This window comes from Luteimonas sp. 100069 (assembly GCF_003813845.1).
GTDB classification, from domain to species: Bacteria; Pseudomonadota; Gammaproteobacteria; order Xanthomonadales; family Xanthomonadaceae; genus Luteimonas; species Luteimonas chenhongjianii.
The window spans coordinates 85,674-102,142 of the sequence record NZ_RPFN01000004.1 but is presented as its reverse complement, the minus strand read 5'-3'; the positions used below and the strand labels follow the sequence as shown (position 1 = coordinate 102,142).

Annotated in this window: 16 protein-coding genes; 12 read left to right on the top strand and 4 right to left on the bottom strand. The window is 69.8% G+C overall.

Features of this window, described 5'->3' with window-relative positions; translation table 11 throughout:
- The first annotated feature begins 180 nt into the window (after positions 1-180).
- The 12 genes from EGK76_RS09560 to EGK76_RS09505 all read left to right on the top strand — a co-directional run bounded on the left by EGK76_RS09560 (position 181) and on the right by EGK76_RS09505 (position 14,496).
- Entirely contained in the window at positions 181-2,319 is a 2,139-nt protein-coding gene (locus tag EGK76_RS09560; protein ID WP_123832460.1) for a TonB-dependent receptor, read from the top strand.
- On the top strand, positions 2,319-3,602 hold the full coding sequence (locus EGK76_RS09555) for a serine hydrolase domain-containing protein (RefSeq protein WP_123832459.1): 1,284 nt from the start codon (positions 2,319-2,321) through the stop codon (positions 3,600-3,602). The genes EGK76_RS09560 and EGK76_RS09555 overlap by 1 nt, the downstream gene beginning before the upstream one ends.
- The gene (locus EGK76_RS09550) at positions 3,599-4,546 is read left to right on the top strand and encodes a ribokinase (protein ID WP_123832458.1); all 948 of its coding nucleotides are present in this window, start codon (positions 3,599-3,601) and stop codon (positions 4,544-4,546) included. The genes EGK76_RS09555 and EGK76_RS09550 overlap by 4 nt, the downstream gene beginning before the upstream one ends.
- Positions 4,547-4,568: 22 nt before the next feature.
- Entirely contained in the window at positions 4,569-6,791 is a 2,223-nt protein-coding gene (locus EGK76_RS09545) for an SUMF1/EgtB/PvdO family nonheme iron enzyme (RefSeq protein WP_233580247.1), read from the top strand.
- Entirely contained in the window at positions 6,788-8,698 is a 1,911-nt protein-coding gene (locus EGK76_RS09540; RefSeq protein WP_123832457.1) for a beta-L-arabinofuranosidase domain-containing protein, read from the top strand. Before EGK76_RS09545 ends, EGK76_RS09540 begins: the two co-directional genes overlap by 4 nt.
- A 126-nt stretch (positions 8,699-8,824) precedes the next feature.
- Positions 8,825-10,015 (top strand): CoA transferase, encoded by a 1,191-nt coding sequence (locus tag EGK76_RS09535; protein ID WP_199730895.1) that lies wholly within the window; start codon positions 8,825-8,827, stop codon positions 10,013-10,015.
- Between the two features lie 32 nt (positions 10,016-10,047).
- Positions 10,048-11,022: a transaldolase gene (locus EGK76_RS09530; protein WP_123832456.1), complete on the top strand. Its 975-nt coding sequence runs from the start codon at positions 10,048-10,050 to the stop codon at positions 11,020-11,022.
- Between the two features lies 1 nt (position 11,023).
- Positions 11,024-11,872: a phosphatase PAP2 family protein gene (locus tag EGK76_RS09525; RefSeq protein WP_123832455.1), complete on the top strand. Its 849-nt coding sequence runs from the start codon at positions 11,024-11,026 to the stop codon at positions 11,870-11,872.
- Entirely contained in the window at positions 11,869-12,048 is a 180-nt protein-coding gene (locus tag EGK76_RS09520) for an oxidoreductase-like domain-containing protein (RefSeq protein WP_123832454.1), read from the top strand. The genes EGK76_RS09525 and EGK76_RS09520 overlap by 4 nt, the downstream gene beginning before the upstream one ends.
- Before the next feature lie 86 nt (positions 12,049-12,134).
- Complete coding sequence (locus tag EGK76_RS09515; protein ID WP_123832453.1) at positions 12,135-13,028, top strand: fructose bisphosphate aldolase; 894 nt, start codon at positions 12,135-12,137, stop codon at positions 13,026-13,028.
- A gap of 334 nt (positions 13,029-13,362) precedes the next feature.
- Positions 13,363-13,554 (top strand): hypothetical protein, encoded by a 192-nt coding sequence (locus EGK76_RS09510; protein ID WP_123832452.1) that lies wholly within the window; start codon positions 13,363-13,365, stop codon positions 13,552-13,554.
- A 156-nt stretch (positions 13,555-13,710) separates the two neighbouring features.
- Complete coding sequence (locus EGK76_RS09505) at positions 13,711-14,496, top strand: MipA/OmpV family protein (protein ID WP_123832451.1); 786 nt, start codon at positions 13,711-13,713, stop codon at positions 14,494-14,496.
- A 95-nt stretch (positions 14,497-14,591) separates the two neighbouring features.
- On the opposite strand, the gene mntR is transcribed toward EGK76_RS09505, so the two are convergent.
- The 4 genes from mntR to EGK76_RS09485 form a co-directional block, all read right to left on the bottom strand.
- The gene (mntR, locus tag EGK76_RS09500) at positions 14,592-15,071 is read right to left on the bottom strand and encodes a manganese-binding transcriptional regulator MntR (protein ID WP_123832450.1); all 480 of its coding nucleotides are present in this window, start codon (positions 15,069-15,071) and stop codon (positions 14,592-14,594) included.
- A gap of 177 nt (positions 15,072-15,248) precedes the next feature.
- Positions 15,249-15,653: an acyl-CoA thioesterase gene (locus tag EGK76_RS09495; RefSeq protein ID WP_123832449.1), complete on the bottom strand. Its 405-nt coding sequence runs from the start codon at positions 15,651-15,653 to the stop codon at positions 15,249-15,251.
- A gap of 1 nt (position 15,654) precedes the next feature.
- Positions 15,655-15,996 carry a thioredoxin family protein gene (locus tag EGK76_RS09490; protein ID WP_123832448.1) on the bottom strand — a complete coding sequence of 114 codons (342 nt, stop codon included), beginning with the start codon at positions 15,994-15,996 and terminating at the stop codon, positions 15,655-15,657.
- Positions 15,968-16,450, bottom strand: coding sequence for a flavodoxin (locus EGK76_RS09485; RefSeq protein ID WP_123832447.1), 483 nt, complete (start codon positions 16,448-16,450; stop codon positions 15,968-15,970). The genes EGK76_RS09490 and EGK76_RS09485 overlap by 29 nt, the downstream gene beginning before the upstream one ends.
- Positions 16,451-16,469: the final 19 nt, after the last annotated feature.

Below are 16,469 nucleotides of genomic sequence, written 5' to 3'. Positions count from 1 at the left end.
GGCAGGCATTGTTGCTGCGGCGCAACATATTTTGGCTGTCTCGAAAAGATAGTTTTTCTAGCGCCTGAAGGTAGACCACTCGGGCCCGTTGGCCGGCGGGCGCCCCCTACCATGCGCCGGCGTCCGAGGGGCAGTGCACTGCTGCCCGGGGCATCCAGCACATCCACGGGGAACCACACCATGATCAAGCCGCTTTGCATTGCCATCGCTGGCGTCATCGCACTGTCGGGCGTCCACTCGGCGCAGGCCCAGGACAGCGACGCCGCCGCCGCCGCCCAGACCCGCGAACGGGACCTGAGGACGCTCGACAACGTCATCGTCACCGGCAGCCGCGCACCGCGCGCCGTGGACCGCATTCCGGGCGCGGTCAGCGTGATCACCACCCAGGAGATCAACAATTCGCTGACCCTCAGCGAAGACGCGACCGCGGTGCTGTCGCGCATGATCCCCGGTTACTCCGAATCCACCCAGGCGCTGACCAACTCGGGCGAGACCCTGCGCGGCCGCATCGCGCTGCGCCTGTTCGACGGCGTGCCGCAGACCTCGCCGCTGCGCGAGACCAACCGCGCCGGCAGCTTCACCGATCTGGGCATCGTCGGCCGCATCGAGGTGATCAACGGCCCGTCCGCGGCCGAGGGCCTGGGCGCTGCCGGCGGCATCATCAACTACATCTCCAAGGTGCCGGAAGAAGGCACCAACGCGACCCTCACCACGCGCTGGTCGACCCAGGGCACCGGCGACAGCGACGGCTGGAAGCTCGGGCTGACCGTGGGCCACAAGCAGGACGAATACGACGTGTTCGTGGCCACATCGTTCGTCGATCGCGGCATGTCCTACGACGGCAACGGTCGCGCGATCGGCATGCGCGGGTCGGGCTCGATCAGCGATTCGGAAGCCAAGAACCTGTTCCTGAAGGCGGGCATGAACTTCGGCGAGAACGACATGCAGCGCCTGCAGGCGAGCATCAGCCGCTTCAACCTCACCGGCAAGGGCAACTACACCGGCGTCAACGCCGACCGCGCCGCAGGCCTGACCGCGACCGCCGTGCGCGGCACGCCGCTGGGCTCGCTGACCGAGTTCAACGATTTCGACCAGATGCAGTTGCAGTACCGCCACGACGATCTGTTCGGTGGCACCCTCGTGGTCGACGCCTACCGCGCCGACCAGGCGATGCGTTATCCGGCCGAGGATGGCCGCGACCGCCAGGATCCGGACATCGCACCGCTCGGCACCCTGATCGACCAGTCGGAAGTGACGTCGTCCAAGCGCGGCCTGCGCGGCTCGTTCTCGCGCCCGGACATCTTCGGCATCAGCGGGCTCGAGCTGAGCACCGGCGTCGACTCGGTCAAGGACACCACCGACCAGCGTCTGGCCATCACCAGGCGCGTGTGGGTGCCGCCGATGGAGTACACCAGCCTGGCGCCGTACGCGCAGCTCTCCTACGACCTCGACCGGCTGACGCTGAGCGCCGGCGTGCGTCACGAAGACGGCGAGCTCAGCGTCGATGGCTACACCACCACCTGGTACAACAACCGCGTATTCGTGGAAGGGGGCACGCTCGAATACAGCGCGACGCTGCCGAACTTCGGCGCCGTGTGGCGCTTCAACGACGCCCTGTCGGCGTTCGCGTCGTACTCGGAAGGCTTCAGCCTGCCCAACGTCGGCATCCCGCTGCGCAACATCAACCGCCCCGGCCAGTCCGTCGCCGGCATCCTCGACCTGCAGGCGATCGTGGTCGACAACAAGGAAATCGGCCTCAACTACCGCACCAGGCAGTTCACCGCCAGCGCCTCGGCCTACCGCAGCTATTCGGAGCTGGGTGTGTCGCTGAGCACCGATCCGCTGACCGGCGACTTCGTGATGAACCGCGGGCCGGTGCTGATCCGCGGCTTCGAGGTCAGCGGCAGCTACATCGCCAGCGATGCGCTGACCCTCAACGCGATGTACTCGCGCGTGATCGGCAAGACCTGGTGGCGCGCGGGCGAGGCCCTCGACAAGCACATGGGTGCCAACGACATCAGCCCGGACAAGATCTCGGCCAACGTGTCGTGGAAGTTCGTGCCCAACGCCGACCTGGTGGTGAGCTCGACCAGCTATCTCGGCCGCAGCCTCAACACGGGCGAACGGACCTCCGGCCGCACCCTGCTCGACGCGACCGTGGGCTACGACACCGGCCGCTTCGGCACCCTGTCGTTCGGCATCGAGAACCTGTTCGACAAGCAGTACATCCTGTTCACGTCCGAGGCCAGCACCGCCAACGACGACTGGATGGCAGGCCGGGGCCGGACCTACTCGCTGACGCACAGCATCCGCTTCTGATGGCGATGCGGTCGGAAGCAGGCCATGCAGACCATCTGCGCTGGCATGGCCTGCGTCCGTCCACCTGGTGGCGTGCCTGCCTGCTGCTGGTCATGACAGGCGCGTCGATGGCCGTCGGCGGCGCAGCGGCGTCGCCGGACCGCCAGGCCCAGCAGGATGTCCTGCTGGCGTCCCTGGTCGAAGCGGGCTATCCCGGGGCGCGCATGGTCGTCGTCCGCGACGGCCAGACGCTGGTCGACGCGGCCGTCGGCCATGCCGATCTCGCGCGCACACAGCCCCTGCGTCGCGATGCGATCTACCGCATCTATTCCATGACCAAGCCCGTGGTGTCCGCCGCGGTCCTGCGCTTCGTCGCCGAGGGCCGGGCGCGGCTCGACGACCCGGTGTCCCTGCATCTGCCGGGTCTGGCGGACCTGCAGGTCATGACTGCCGATGGCCACGCCCGTGCGCCGCTTCGCGCGCTGACCCTGCGCCATCTGCTCACCCACACGACCGGCTTCCCGGTGTCGCCGGGGCCGGCGCTGCGCCTGCGCGAAGCGGCCGGCCTCGAAGACAGCCCGGACCTGGCCGGATACGTGTCGCGCCTGGCCGACGTGCCGCTGGCGGAAGATCCCGGCAGCCGCTTCGCCTACGACAGCATCGCCACCGAAGTGCTGGGGCGCCTGCTGGAGGTCTGGAGCGGACAGCCGCTCGACGTGCACCTGCGCGAGGCCGTGTTCGGGCCCCTGGGCATGACCGACACCGGTTTCGAGGTGCCACCGGCACACCGTGACCGCGTCGTCGCGCTCAGCCGCATGGTCGACGGGCGCCTCGTCGCCCACGACGCCCCGCACGCGCGGGCGCCGGGGACCCGCCTGCGTGCCTATCCCGGCGCCGCCGGCGGCCTGTACTCCACCGCCGACGATTACCTGGCTTTCGCCCGCATGCTGCTCGATGGCGGGCGCGTGGGCACCGGGCAATGGCTGCCGCGGGCGCTGGTCGCGGACATGCTGACCGACCAGTTGCAGCCGATGGGCCTGGCGGTGCCGTATGTCGACGACCGGCCCGGCCAGGGCTTCGGGCTCGGCGTGTCGGTGCTGCTCGATCCGCCGGCGCGCGAGCGCACCGGCGCAGCCGGGCAGGCGGGCTGGTCCGGTGCGGCGTCGACCTGGTTCGTGATCGATCCGGCCACCCGCAGCATCGGCGTGCTGCTGCTCCAGCACGTGCGCAACGGCAGCGCCGACGATCTGCCCCAGGTCTCCACCCGCTTCTACAACCATGTGCAACAGGTGATCTCAAAGTGAAACCGCGTCCCCGCGTCCTCGTCGCCGGTTCCGCAAACCTCGATTTCGTGGTGCGCGCCGAGTCCATTCCCGCGCCCGGCGAAACCGTGCTCGGGCGCGATTTCCAGACATTTCCCGGCGGCAAGGGTGCCAACCAGGCCGTGGCCGCTGCGCGCGCAGGCGGCGCCGAGACGCACATGCTGCTCGCGCTCGGCGACGATGCCCACGCGCAGCCGGTCGAGGCGTCGCTGCGCGACGCGGGCGTGACGCTCGACATCCGCCGCCAGCATGCCCACGCCTCCGGCGTCGCCTTCATCTGTCTGTCGGATGGCGCCGAGAACGCGATCACGGTCGCGCCGGGCGCCAACACGGCGCTGGTCGCCGACGACCTGCCGGACCTCGCGGGCGTGGACACCCTGCTGCTGCAACTCGAGACCCCGCTCGACGCGGTGGCCGCCTGGGCCGCCCGCGCGCGCGAGGCGGGCGTGCGGGTCGCGCTCAACGCCGCGCCGGCGCGGGCGCTGCCGGAGGCCCTGCTGCGCAACGTGGACGTGCTGATCGTCAATGAAGGCGAACTGGCGATGATCGACGGGCAGGCAGGCGATCTGATCGGCGCGCTCCAGCGCCTGCCCGTGCCGGTGGCGGTTGTCACCCTCGGCGCTGCCGGCTGCATCGCCCGCGAAGGCACGCAGTTGCACCTGCAGCCGGCGTTTCCGGTCGCCGCCGTCGATACCACCGCGGCCGGCGACACGTTCTGCGGGGTGCTGGTGGCCGCCCTGGCCCAGGGCGAGGCGTTGCCTGCTGCGATGCGTGCCGCGGCCGCGGCATCGGCGCTGGCGTGCACGGCGCTCGGCGCGCAGTCGAGCGTGCCCGCGCACGCGGATGTCGAGGCGCTGCTGCGCGGCCAGGCCGATGCCGCGGGCCTCGATGCACTTGCCGCCTGCTGTGGCTCGCGGGCCGCCTGATTCCTATTCCGAGATAGAACGCATGAGCCAGACCCCCTACAGCATCCTCGACGCCGACCCGTCCGGCGACGGCATGTCCGTCGAAGCGGACTACGGCCCGGCGCCGCGCCGCACCGAGTACAAGTTCTCGCACGTCACCACCGGCCGCTACCTGCCCACGCCGGGCAAGGCGCCGGGCTGGCCGTTCGCCGACATCGGCGACTGGATGATCGACGCCAACGACAGCGCGCAGGACTGGCTGGCCGAACTGCGCGACTGGCGCCAGGAGCATCTGGTACGCATCGGCTACGACGATGCGAACTATCGCCACCCCGACCTGCAGTGGGCACAGCGCAACTTCGTGCACGCGCAGATGATGGTCGAGGACCGCTACTTCTTCGATCCCGACACCGGCACCTATACCGTCGACCGCTATCTCGACGATCTGACCGCGCGTTTCGGCGGACTCGACTCGGTGCTGATCTGGTACGTGTATCCGAACATCGGTGTCGACGACCGCAACCAGTTCGATCTGGCCCACGACATGCCCGGTGGCCTCGACGGCCTGCGCCAGGCGGTGCAGGCCTTCCAGGCGCGTGGCGTGCGCGTGTTCCTGCCGGCCAAGCCCTGGGACCACGGCACCCGCGATCCGGGCGTCAGCCATTGGGAAGGCCTTGCGGAGATCGTCGTCGCGGTCGGCGCGGACGGCATCAACGGCGACACCTTCAACGGCGTGCCGCGCGCGTTCTTCGACGCCTGCCAGAAACTCGGTCGCACCGTGGTGCTGCAGCCCGAGTCGACGATCAGTTCGGAAGAACAGCTGATCTGGAACGTGCAGAGCTGGGGCAAGAAGGCGCCCGACGGCCCGGTGCCGCCGGTGTCGAAGTGGAAGTGGCTCGAGCCGCGCCACATGGTGAATTACGAGAACCGCTGGGGTCGCGACCGCACCCACGACCTGCAGTACTGCTTCTTCAACGGCATCGGCTACAACGCCTGGGAAAACATCTGGGGCATCTGGAACCAGTTCACCCCGCGCGATGCCGAAGTGCTGCGCCGCATCGCGACGATCTATCGCCAGTTCCCCGATCTCGTCGTGTCCATGGACTGGGCCCCGTACCAGACCAGCCTGCAGCGCGGCGTGTTCATCAGTCGCTTCCCCGGCGTCGGCCGCACCCTGTGGACGGTGGTCAACCGCAACCCCTATGCGGTCGATGGCGAACAGCTCGCCGAGGCCCATGTCGCCGGCACGCGTTACTACGACGTGTGGAACGGCCGCGAACTCGCGCCGCGCATCATCGACGGCCAGGCCATCTTCGAACTGCCGCTCGAAGCGCGTGGCTTCGGCGCGGTGCTCGCGGTCGAGCCGGGCGTCACCGTCGACGGCCTCGACGGCTTCCTGGCCACCGTCGCCGCGCAGGCGGCCACGCCGCTCGCTGCGCATTCGGCCACCTGGCGCGCACTGCCGCAGGCGCTCGTCGACGTGGCGCCGACCGCACCACGGCCCACGGCGCCCGAGGGCATGGTGACCATCCCGGCGGGCTCGTTCCTGTTCCAGGTCGGCGGCATCGAGATCGAAGGTTTCAACTGGTCCGGCGTCGACGTGCAGTACCCGTGGGAGGACAGCCCGCGTCGCCATCACCGGCGGCGCATGGATCTGGCGGCGTTCCACATCGACCGCCATCCGGTCACCAACGCGCAGTTCAAGCGGTTCATCGATGCGAGCGGCTACGCGCCGCGTGACGCGCACAATTTCCTGCGCCACTGGGTCGACGGCGCGCCGCGCGCGGGCTGGGATCACAAGCCGGTGACCTGGGTTTCGCTGGAAGACGCCCGCGCCTATGCGCAATGGGCCGGCAAGCGCCTGCCGCGCGAATGGGAATGGCAGTACGCCGCGCAGGGCCACGACGGCCGTCGCTATCCCTGGGGCAACGACTGGCACGACAGCTTCGCGCCGCGCATCAACCGCGGACGTCGCCTGCAGCCACCGGCCGATGTCGACGCACATCCGCAGGGCGCGTCGCCGTTCGGCGTCGAGGACCTGGTCGGCAATGTCTGGCAGTGGACCGACGAGTTCGTCGACGACCACACCCGCGCGGCCATCCTGCGCGGCGGCAGCAGCTACCAGCCGCAGACCTCGCACTGGTACTTCCCGCAGGCCTACCGCCTCGACCAGCACGGCAAGTACCTGTTGATGGCGCCCGCCAAGGACCGCTCGGGCACGATCGGCTTCCGCTGCGTGGTCGAGGCCGGCGGAGACGTGCGATGAGCGCGCCGGCAGGCCCGTCGACACGCGACGTGCAGCGTCCACCCGCGCCTTCGCACGTGCGCCTGGGCGGCCTGCTCGGCGAGGCGCTGGAGGCCAACCGCCGCGGCCGGCTGTCGACCTTCGTCACCGGTCCCGACAGCCCCGCGATCGCGATCTTCGACCCCGCCCAGCGGGCGCACAACGACGAAGGCGACTGGTACGGCGAACACGCCGGCAAGTGGCTGTCGGCGGCCGCCAAGGCCGCCGCGCGCAGCGGCGATGCCACCCTCGAAGCGCATCTGCGCGCAGTCGTGGGGTATCTCGCCGACGTGCAGGACGCCGACGGATATCTCGGCACCTATGCCCCGGCGCGGCGTTTCATGGTCGCGCAGCCCCCCAAACCGGAAAGCTGGAACGGCGAACCGGCGCTGCGGACCTGGGACGTGTGGACGCACAGCTACCTGCTGCTCGGCCTGCTCGACGTGCACCGCGCGTTCCCGGATTCCGGCGCTCTCGATGCGGCGCGGCGGATCGGCGCGCTGTGCTTCCGCACGTTCTGCATCGACGGCATCGACATCACCAGCGTCGGCAACCATCACGGCATGTCGGCGACGGTGCTGCTCGATCCGGTCATGGACCTGCACGCGCTCACCGGCGATGCGGACCTGCTGGAACTGGCCCGGCGCATCGTCGAACAGATGGCGGCCAACCCGCGGCTGGCGCTGGTGGAGCGCGCGCTCGAGGGCGCCGATCCGTCCGAGATCGCCACCGGCAAGGCCTATCAGCTCTGCTGGAACCTCGTCGGCCTGGCCAAGCTCGCGCGCGTCAGTGGCGATCCGCGCCATCGCCAGGTGCTCGATGCGCAGTGGCAGGCGATCGCCGCGCATCACCTGAGCCTCGGTGGCGGCCCGTTCGGCGGCATCGGCCACCGCTCGCGCGAAGTGTTCAACCCCGCGTTCGTGTTCGACCCGCAGGCGTACGTGGAGACCTGCTCGATCCTCGCCTGGCTGCAGCTCAACCGCGAACTGCTGGCGATCACCGGCGATGCGCGTCATGCGGAGGAGATCGAACGCACCGCCTACAACGACCTGCTCGGCGCCCAGGCGCCCAACGGCGAGGACTGGTGCTACTACTCCTATGCCAACGGCCGGCGCATCCACACCAACTACTGGCGCTGCTGCAAATCCAGCGGCGCGATGGCGATCGAGGAACTGCAGGGCATCGCCTGGGCCGAGCGCGATGACGGGCCGGTGGTGAACCTGCTGGGGCCGGGCGAGGCGACGTTCGCACGCGCCGATGCCGGGCGCGTGCACATCGTGCAGGACACGCGCTACCCCTTCGACGGCGCGGTGCGGTTCGAGCTCGATGTCGAACGCGAGGCGACGTTCGCGCTGCGCATCCGTGTGCCGGCCTGGGCGCAGGACGCGGCGCTGAAGGTCAACGGCGTGGCGTTCGCCGGCGCGCTGGTGCCTGGCGACTACGCATGCATCGCGCGCAGCTGGCGCAGCGGCGACGTCGTCACGCTCGACCTGCCGATGTCGCCGCGCGTGCATCGCCGCAGCTACAGCAACATCCAGGTCTCGCGTGCGCCCGACGGCAGCCCCGTCCGCCAGCAGGTGCTGCATTACCGCTGGATCGCCCTTGGCCGCGGGCCGCTGGCCTATGCGACCGGCCTCGTCGACGGCTACAAGACGGCGGAGATCGTGCGCCTGCCCGACGACGATGCACGGATCCGCATCGACACGCTGCCGCCACAGGGCGACGATGCCGCGCCCGGGCTGCGCCTGCATTTCGACGACCGCCCGGCGATCGACTTCGCGCCCTACTACGGCATCGGCGCGCGCGCCGACCGCATCTGGCGCCTGACCTGGCTGGGCCTGGCGCCCGTCGGCGATGGCGCCGATCCCGAGGACTGCGGAGCGCTTTGAGATGATGCCGGCGCGCAAGCAAGTTTCCGTGGCCCCAGAACATAGGACGGATGGATGGGTTGCGATGCCGCGCATGCGCAGACTTCGCGCGGCCTTCGCCCCGGCCACGAAAGGATGTCGGACGACATGACAGGATCCATCTTCGACAGCGGCCGCCCCGGGCCGGCAGGCCCCCTGAGCGGCGTCCGCGTGCTCGACCTGAGCGCCTACATCGCCGGTCCCTACGGCTGCACGCTGCTGGCCGACCAGGGCGCGGACGTGATCAAGGTCGAGCCGCCCGACGGCGACAACCTGCGCAACTATCCCTCCACGCTCGCCGACGAAAGCCGCGCCTTCCTCGGCGTGAACCGCAGCAAGCGCGGCGTCACCCTGAACCTGAAGGACGATGACGACCGCGCGGTGCTGTATCGGCTCGTGCGCGAGGCCGACGTGCTGGTGCACAACTTCCGCCCCGGCGTGCCGGAGCGGCTGGCGATCGACTTCGCCACCCTGGCGGCGCTCAATCCGCGGCTGATCTATTGCGCGGTCACCGGGTACGGCGAGACCGGGCCGCTGAAGGACAAGGCCGGCTACGACCAGGTGCTGCAGACGATGACCGGCATGTGCACGCTGCAGGGCAAGCGCGGCGGGGCCCCGGAACTCATTTACGGTTCGGTGGTCGACTACTACGCCGCCGCGCTGCTCGCTGCCGGTGTGTCCTCGGCGCTGTTCGAGCGCGAGCGCAGCGGTGAAGGCCAGTTCGTCGGCGTGTCGCTGCTGCGCAGCGCGCTGACGATGCAGTCGGCGCGGATGATCTGGGCCGAGGGCGAGGCGCTCGACGTCGGCCGCGACATGCGCTCGGGTGGCGTCACCGGGCTGCATCCGACCCGCGAGGGCTGGCTGTACGTGTCGGCCAACACGCCGCGCTTCTGGCGCGCGCTGTGCACGCTGACCGGCCTGAACGCGCTGGCCGACGATCCGCGTTACGACAGCGTGCGCAAGCGGGCGCTGCACGCCGACGAGATCCTGCCGCAATTGCATGCGGCGCTGGCCACGCGCGATGCGCTGGCGTGGGAGGCGCACTTCGGCGAAGCGGTGCCGTGCGCGGCCGCGCGCGCGGTGGAGGACATGTTCGAGCACCCGCAGGTGCTGGCCGAGGAGATGGTCGCGACCATCGCCCATTCACGACTGGGCAGCTATCAGGGGGTCTCCCGTCCGATCCGCTTCGGCCGCACGCCTGGCCCAGCGCCTTTCGCCGCGCCGGGCTTCGGCGAGCACACCGACGCGATCAGGGTGGCCCTCGGCGACGCCGGGCGCGACAATAAGGGCTCCGCCTGAAGCGCGGCACGTGTCCCAACCCGGAGGTCTCCATGTCTGCTCCAAGAACCGCGTCCAAACTCGCCCAGCTGCGCGAGCTCTCCGTCGTGGTCGCCGACACCGGCGACGCCGAGGCCATCGCCCGCCTGCGGCCGGTCGACTGCACGACCAATCCCACCCTCGTGCGCAAGGCGCTGGACCTGCCGATCTATGCCGATCTGGTCGATCGTGAACTCGCTCGCGCGAATGAGTTGTCCGGCGATGCCGACGCCGTCGCCCGCCAGGTCGTCGATCGGCTGACGATCGGCGTGGGCCGCAAGCTCGCCGGCCTTGTCCCCGGCCGGGTGTCGACCGAGGTCGACGCCGATCTCTCGCACGACACCGAGGCGACCATCGCCAAGGCCCGTCAGTTCATCGAGATGTACCGCGACGCCGGCGTCTCGCGCGAGCGCGTGCTGATCAAGATCGCCGCGACCTGGGAAGGCATCCGCGCCGCCAAGGAGCTGCAGCGCGAGGACATCGACTGCAACCTGACGCTGATCTTCAACCGCACCCAGGCGATCGCCTGCGCCGAAGCCGGCGTCTTCCTGATCTCGCCATTCGTCGGCCGCATCCTCGACTGGTATGTCGCGCGCGGCGAAACGCCGGCGACCATCGACGAGGATCCGGGCGTGCGTTTCGTGCGCGACGTCTATACCGAGTTCAAGCGTCGCGGTTCGCCGACCGTGGTGATGGGTGCGTCGTTCCGCACCACCGCGCAGATCGAGGCGCTCGCCGGTTGCGACCGCCTGACGATCTCGCCGGAGCTGCTCGAAGCGCTGGACAAGGAATACGGCGAGTTGCCGCGCCGGCTCTTTCCGGGCAAGGCCGACGGCGTCGGCGGCACGCCGGTCGATGCCGAGCGTTTCGCACGCGACATGGCCGCCGATCAGATGGCCACCGAGAAGCTGGAAAGCGGGATCGCCGCCTTCACCAAGGATCTGCACGCGCTGCGGGCCACCATCGCCGGGCGGCTGCAGGCCGGCTGATATGCGTGCGGGTATTCGGGCGGCCGCGCTTGCCGCCCTGTTGCCGGCACTGGCCGGCTGCGCGCTCGCCACGCGCGAGGCGCGGTTTGCCGCCGCGCCCGTGCCCGAGTCCGCGCCCGGGGTCAGCATCGGTTATCTCGATGCGCCCGCGTTCGACAGCGTCCCGCTGCTGCCGCCGCCACCCGCGCCGGGTTCGGCCGCGCAGGCCCATGACGACGCGATCGCCGCCCGCAGCCTGCCGTTGCAGGGCACTGCCCGCTGGCGCCAGGCAGTGGCCGATGCGGACCTGACATTTCCGGCCGCCGAGCCGTTGTTCTCCTGTGCGCTCGGCGTCGAGATCGACGCGCAGCGCACGCCGCATCTGGTGCGGCTGCTGCGACGCAGCCTGGCCGACGCCGCCACCGCCGGCCGCGCGGCCAAGGACCATTGGCAGCGTGCGCGCCCGTTCGTGCGCAACGGCGCTCCGGTCTGTACCCCGCAGGACAGCGCCAAGTTGATGGCCAGCGCCGCGTATCCCTCCGGTCACGCTGCGATCGGCTGGACCTGGGCGCTGGCGCTGGTCGAACTTGCGCCCGAACGCGCCGATCCGCTGCTGCAGCGCGGCCGCAGCTTCGGCGAGAGCCGCCTGGTCTGCAACGTGCACTGGCATAGCGACATCGTCGCGGGCGAGCGTGTCGGCGCGGCGACCTATGCACGCCTGCAGGCAGCGCCCGAGTTCCGTGCCGACCTTTCCGCCGCGCGCCGCGAGATCGCCACGCAACGGGCTGCCGGTGCGACGCCGCGGCATTGCGATGACGAGGCTGCCGCCCTGCGGCGCTCGCCGCTGCCGGTCGCCGACGCGCGCGAATGACCGCGCAGGTGCCGGCGCCCGATGATCCGCGCCCGCAGGCGCCGGAACCACCGCTGCCCAGCGATTGCTGCGACAGCGGTTGCGCGGTGTGCGTGCACGACAGCTACGCCGAGGACCTGCAGTACTACCGCGAGCAACTCGCGGCCTGGCGGGCGCGCCATCCCGACGCGGACTGAGCTCGCGCCCGTCGTCGGGCTGTGCCCGACGTTGGGGGGTATCATCTCGGGCCCCGGTTACCACCGCTCGCACAGGACTTTCGAACGTGGCAGTCAATCAGGAACAGCTGGACAGGATCAGGGCAGGCAAGGGCTTCATCGCCGCTCTCGACCAGAGTGGGGGCAGCACGCCCAAGGCGCTCAAGCTCTACGGCATCGAGGAGAACGAGTACGCCGATGACGCGGAGATGTTCGGCCTCGTGCACAAGATGCGCAGCCGCATCGTCACCAGCCCCGCCTTCAGCGGCGAGCGCGTGTTCGGCGCGATCCTGTTCGAGCGCACGCTCGACGACCGGTTCGACGGCCGCGACGCCGCCGAGTACCTGTGGCAGGTCAAGGGCGTCGTGCCGTTCCTGAAGATCGACAAGGGCCTGGAAGACGAGGCGAACGGCGTGCAGCTGCTCAAGCCGATCCCGGGCCTCGACGCGCTGCTGGCCCGCGCCAAGGCCAAGGGCGTGTTCGGCACCAAGGAACGTTCGGTCATCAAGCAGAACAATGCCGCCGGCATCGCCGCGGTGCTCGACCAGCAGTTCGAACTCGGCCAGCAGGTGCTCGACGCCGGCCTGGTGCCGATCATCGAGCCCGAGGTCGACATCAATGCCGCCGACAAGGCGGACATCGAGACCACGCTCAAGCAGGGCCTGCTCGAGCGGCTCGACAAGATGGATGCATCGACGCCGGTGATCCTCAAGCTCACGCTGCCGGAAGTCGACGGTTTCTTCCAGGAACTGGTCGATCACCCGAGCGTGCTGAAGGTCGTCGCGCTGTCGGGCGGCTACAGCCGCGACGACGCCAACGCGCGCCTCGCCAGGAACCCGGGCGTGGTCGCGAGCTTCAGCCGCGCACTCACCGAAGGGCTGAGCGCGCAGCAGAGCGACGACGCGTTCAACGCCGCGCTCGATACCGCGATCGAATCGATCTACCGCGCATCGATCGCCTGAGCCTCGCGCCCGGGGTGGTGACAGGAAGCCGGCGCACACGCGCCGGCTTTTCTTTTGGCCGATCCGCCTCGCGCACGCGCTGGACGTGCTGTCCGCAGACGGGTCGCAGGGCACCGCGATCGAATCGGATCAGCGCGACGTGAAGCATCCGGCGTCGGCGCGTGAACCATTCGGACCCAAACGTTAGAAACGGGTTTGTTGCGACCACCGCGCTCTCGACAACCCCTGCGAGTGCCTAAACGGCAAATCCGTGATGCCTCCGAATCCACTGCGGTTTGTCCGGTCGGCGCATAGCGTGGATCCATCGAAGCCATCGTCCCGGAGGAGTCCATAGATGTCCTATCCCACCTTCGCCGCCTACTACATGGTGCGTCGCCCCCGGTCCGCGGAGCAGGGCTCCGGCGCGTCCGCCGGAGGCGCTGCCGCATTCGAGCGACGCCCCGGCCGCGCCAGCCACACGCCGGCCAAAGCCCGCGAGGATGCCGCGCATAACGCGCAGGCGAGGGACTGGCGACGCGCCGGCTGAGCCCGGCTCGCCTGCCTCGCACGGGCGCGCGCTGCATATCGGTTTCGCACATCCGGCTGCGGCGTGCTCCCTTGCAGCAAAGCCCGCGGCGACGCGCACGCGCGCGTTGGATGGCGCTTGCTATCGTGCGGCGTCCCCCACGTCACGGAATCCCCGATGAAAGCTGCGCTTCTGCTGCTCGTTGTTATGCCCGGTCTCGCCTTCGCCCAGAGCCGCGACCAGGCGGGCGCCGCGTCTCAGCGCGGCTGGTCGGTCGGCGTGGCCGTTGCCGCCGCCGACAGTCCCTACGTGGGCGAAGGCGCGCGCATCCTGCCGTTCCCGATGTTCGCCTACGAGGGTGAGCGCCTGTTCCTTCGAGGGATCTCCGGTGGCGTGCATCTGATCGACACCGGCGCGTTCCAGATCGACGCGCTGGTATCGGCGCGGCTCGACGGTTTCGACATCGACGACCTGAGCGCATCGGGGCTCGCCGCGAACGGCCTCGAGGCGGTGCTGCTCGACGACCGTGACCACGGCCTCGACGCCGGCATCGGCGCGGCCTGGTCCGGCAGCTTCGGCCGCGTGCGGCTGCAGGCACTGGCCGATGTCACCGACACCAGCGGTGGCCACGACATCGGCGTCGAATACACCTACATGCTGCGCTCGGGCATGTGGACGATCCTGCCCAGCGCCGGCGTACGCTGGATGTCGAAGGACCTGACCAACTACTACTTCGGCACGCAGGACGCCGAAGTCGAGCGCGGTGTGCCGCGCTACAACCCGGGCTCGGCGGTCGTGCCGTCGCTCAGCGTTGCCGCGACGCGTCCGCTTGGCGAGCGCTGGAACTTCCTCGGTGGCTTCACCTACCGCCTGCTGCCCGACGAGCTTTCCGACAGTCCGCTGCTGGAGCGCAACGCCCACGGCGTGCCGTCGATCTTTGGCGGGGTGAGTTACCGGTTCTGAGCCATGCACCCGCGCGCCTGGCACCGGCGCGTGTGCGCACAGCAAGGGTCACCTTGATTCCTGCCGGCCCGGGGGCGCCAGCCGATGGCGGCCCGTCAGGCCTTCGCGTCCCGCACGAACGCCTCGAACGCGGCCAGCGTTTCGGGGCTGACGTGATGCTCGATGCCCTCGGCATCGCGCCGCGCGATGTCGGGCGGCACGCCGAGCGCGACGAGGAAGGCTTCGACGGCCTGGTGGCGCGCGCGACTTGCGCGGGCGAGCTTTTCGCCGGCGTCGGTCAGGAACGCGCCGCGGTAGGGCTTCTGCAGCACCAGGCCGTCGCGCACCAGGCGCTGCAACATGCGGGCGACGGTCGGCTGGGCCACGCCGAGGCGTTCGGCGATATCCACCTGCCGCGCTTCGCCCCCGTCGGCAATGAGATCGGAGATCAGCTCGACGTAGTCCTCGACCAGCTCGGCCCGGCGCGCTTCGCGCACCTGGCGGAAGTTCTCCACGTGCACGCTGGCATCGGGCAGCCCGGCCTTCGGGGCGCGGTCCGGGGCCGCATCGGCGGGCGTGGCCTTGCGAGCGGGCATCGATTCGGATCCGGCGGATGAAGCGTCATTGTCGCCCATCGCCCGCGCCGGCGTGCGGGACCGGTGCGCAGTGACGTGCGGCGGGTCAGCGCTTGCGGTTGATGAAGGTCAGCACCGCGCCGCAGACGAGGCCGATGCACAGTCCCAGCGCGATCCACTGCAACAGCGAGAGTTCGTTCATGCGGGGCCTCCCGGCAACGGAGCCACCTGCACGGGGCGGCCGCGCGCATCCAGCGCGATCATCACGAAACGGCCGCGCGTGCACAGTTCGCGCTCGCCGCTGAGCAGGTCTTCGGCGATCAGTTCCACTTCCACCTGCATCGAGGTGCGGCCCACTTCGACCACGCGCGCGATGGTCTCGACCAGCTGGCCCTGGCGGATCGGCAGCTTGAAATCCACCTGTTCCGAACGCGCCGTCACCACGGTGCGGCGTGCATAGCGCGAGGCAGCGATGAACGCGGCCTTGTCCATCCACGCCAGCGCGGTACCGCCGAACAGCGTGCCCATGTGGTTGGTGTGATCGGGGAACACGATCTCCAGCATGCGCGCCTCGGTCTTGGGCGTGTCGGCGAGCGGAGCCATGTCAGGCGTCCGCCGTCGCGAAGTGCGTCGCCACCGCCTGCGCGATCTGCGGCGGTGCCTGGAAGCCCGGCAGGCGCGCGGCTTCGCTGCCGTCCTTGAACAGCGACAGCGTCGGCGTCTGCCGCAGGTTCAGTCCGCGGAAGAAGTCCTCGCCGATGACCTCCATCTTCACCTTCAGCAGCGCGAGGCCTTCGGCGTCGGCGCTCGCGGCGAACTTCGCCAGCGACATGTCGAGCATCTTGCAGCCCGGGCAATCGTCCTTGTAGTAGTCGACCAGCAGGCGCGGATGCGCGGCAAGGGCGGCGGCGTAGTCGTCAGGCGTGGAGGCGTGGAAGGTCTGCATGGGGGATGCTCTCGTTACAGGCAAGAATGGTATCGGTCCAGCGTTGGATCTTCAGGGCGTCGCGCTCGCCGTGCGGCATCTGTTCAATTTCCAGCCGCGGGAACGTCGTGCCGAAGAACGCGGCGATGCGCCGCGCCGCGCCGCAGTAATACTCCTCCCCCCACTGTGTTTCGCCCGTGCCGAACACCGCGACGCGCTCGGGCTTGCCGACCGCCTCGACCAGCTCGGCGATGAAGCGCTTCATCTCCGGCGGCGTGCGCCCGGCGTTGATGCTCCAGCTGCCGAGGATGTAGAGATCGTGCTCGGCGCCATCGGGGCAGGCCTGCGCAAGGTTCTGGATATCGGCATCGATCCAGGTGACGACATGGCCCAGCGCCTCGCACCGCGCATGGATCGCACGCGCGACATCGCGGGTGTTGCCGCTCAGCGAGGTGTGGGCGAGGAGGATGCGCATGGGTCAGACTCAATTCTCG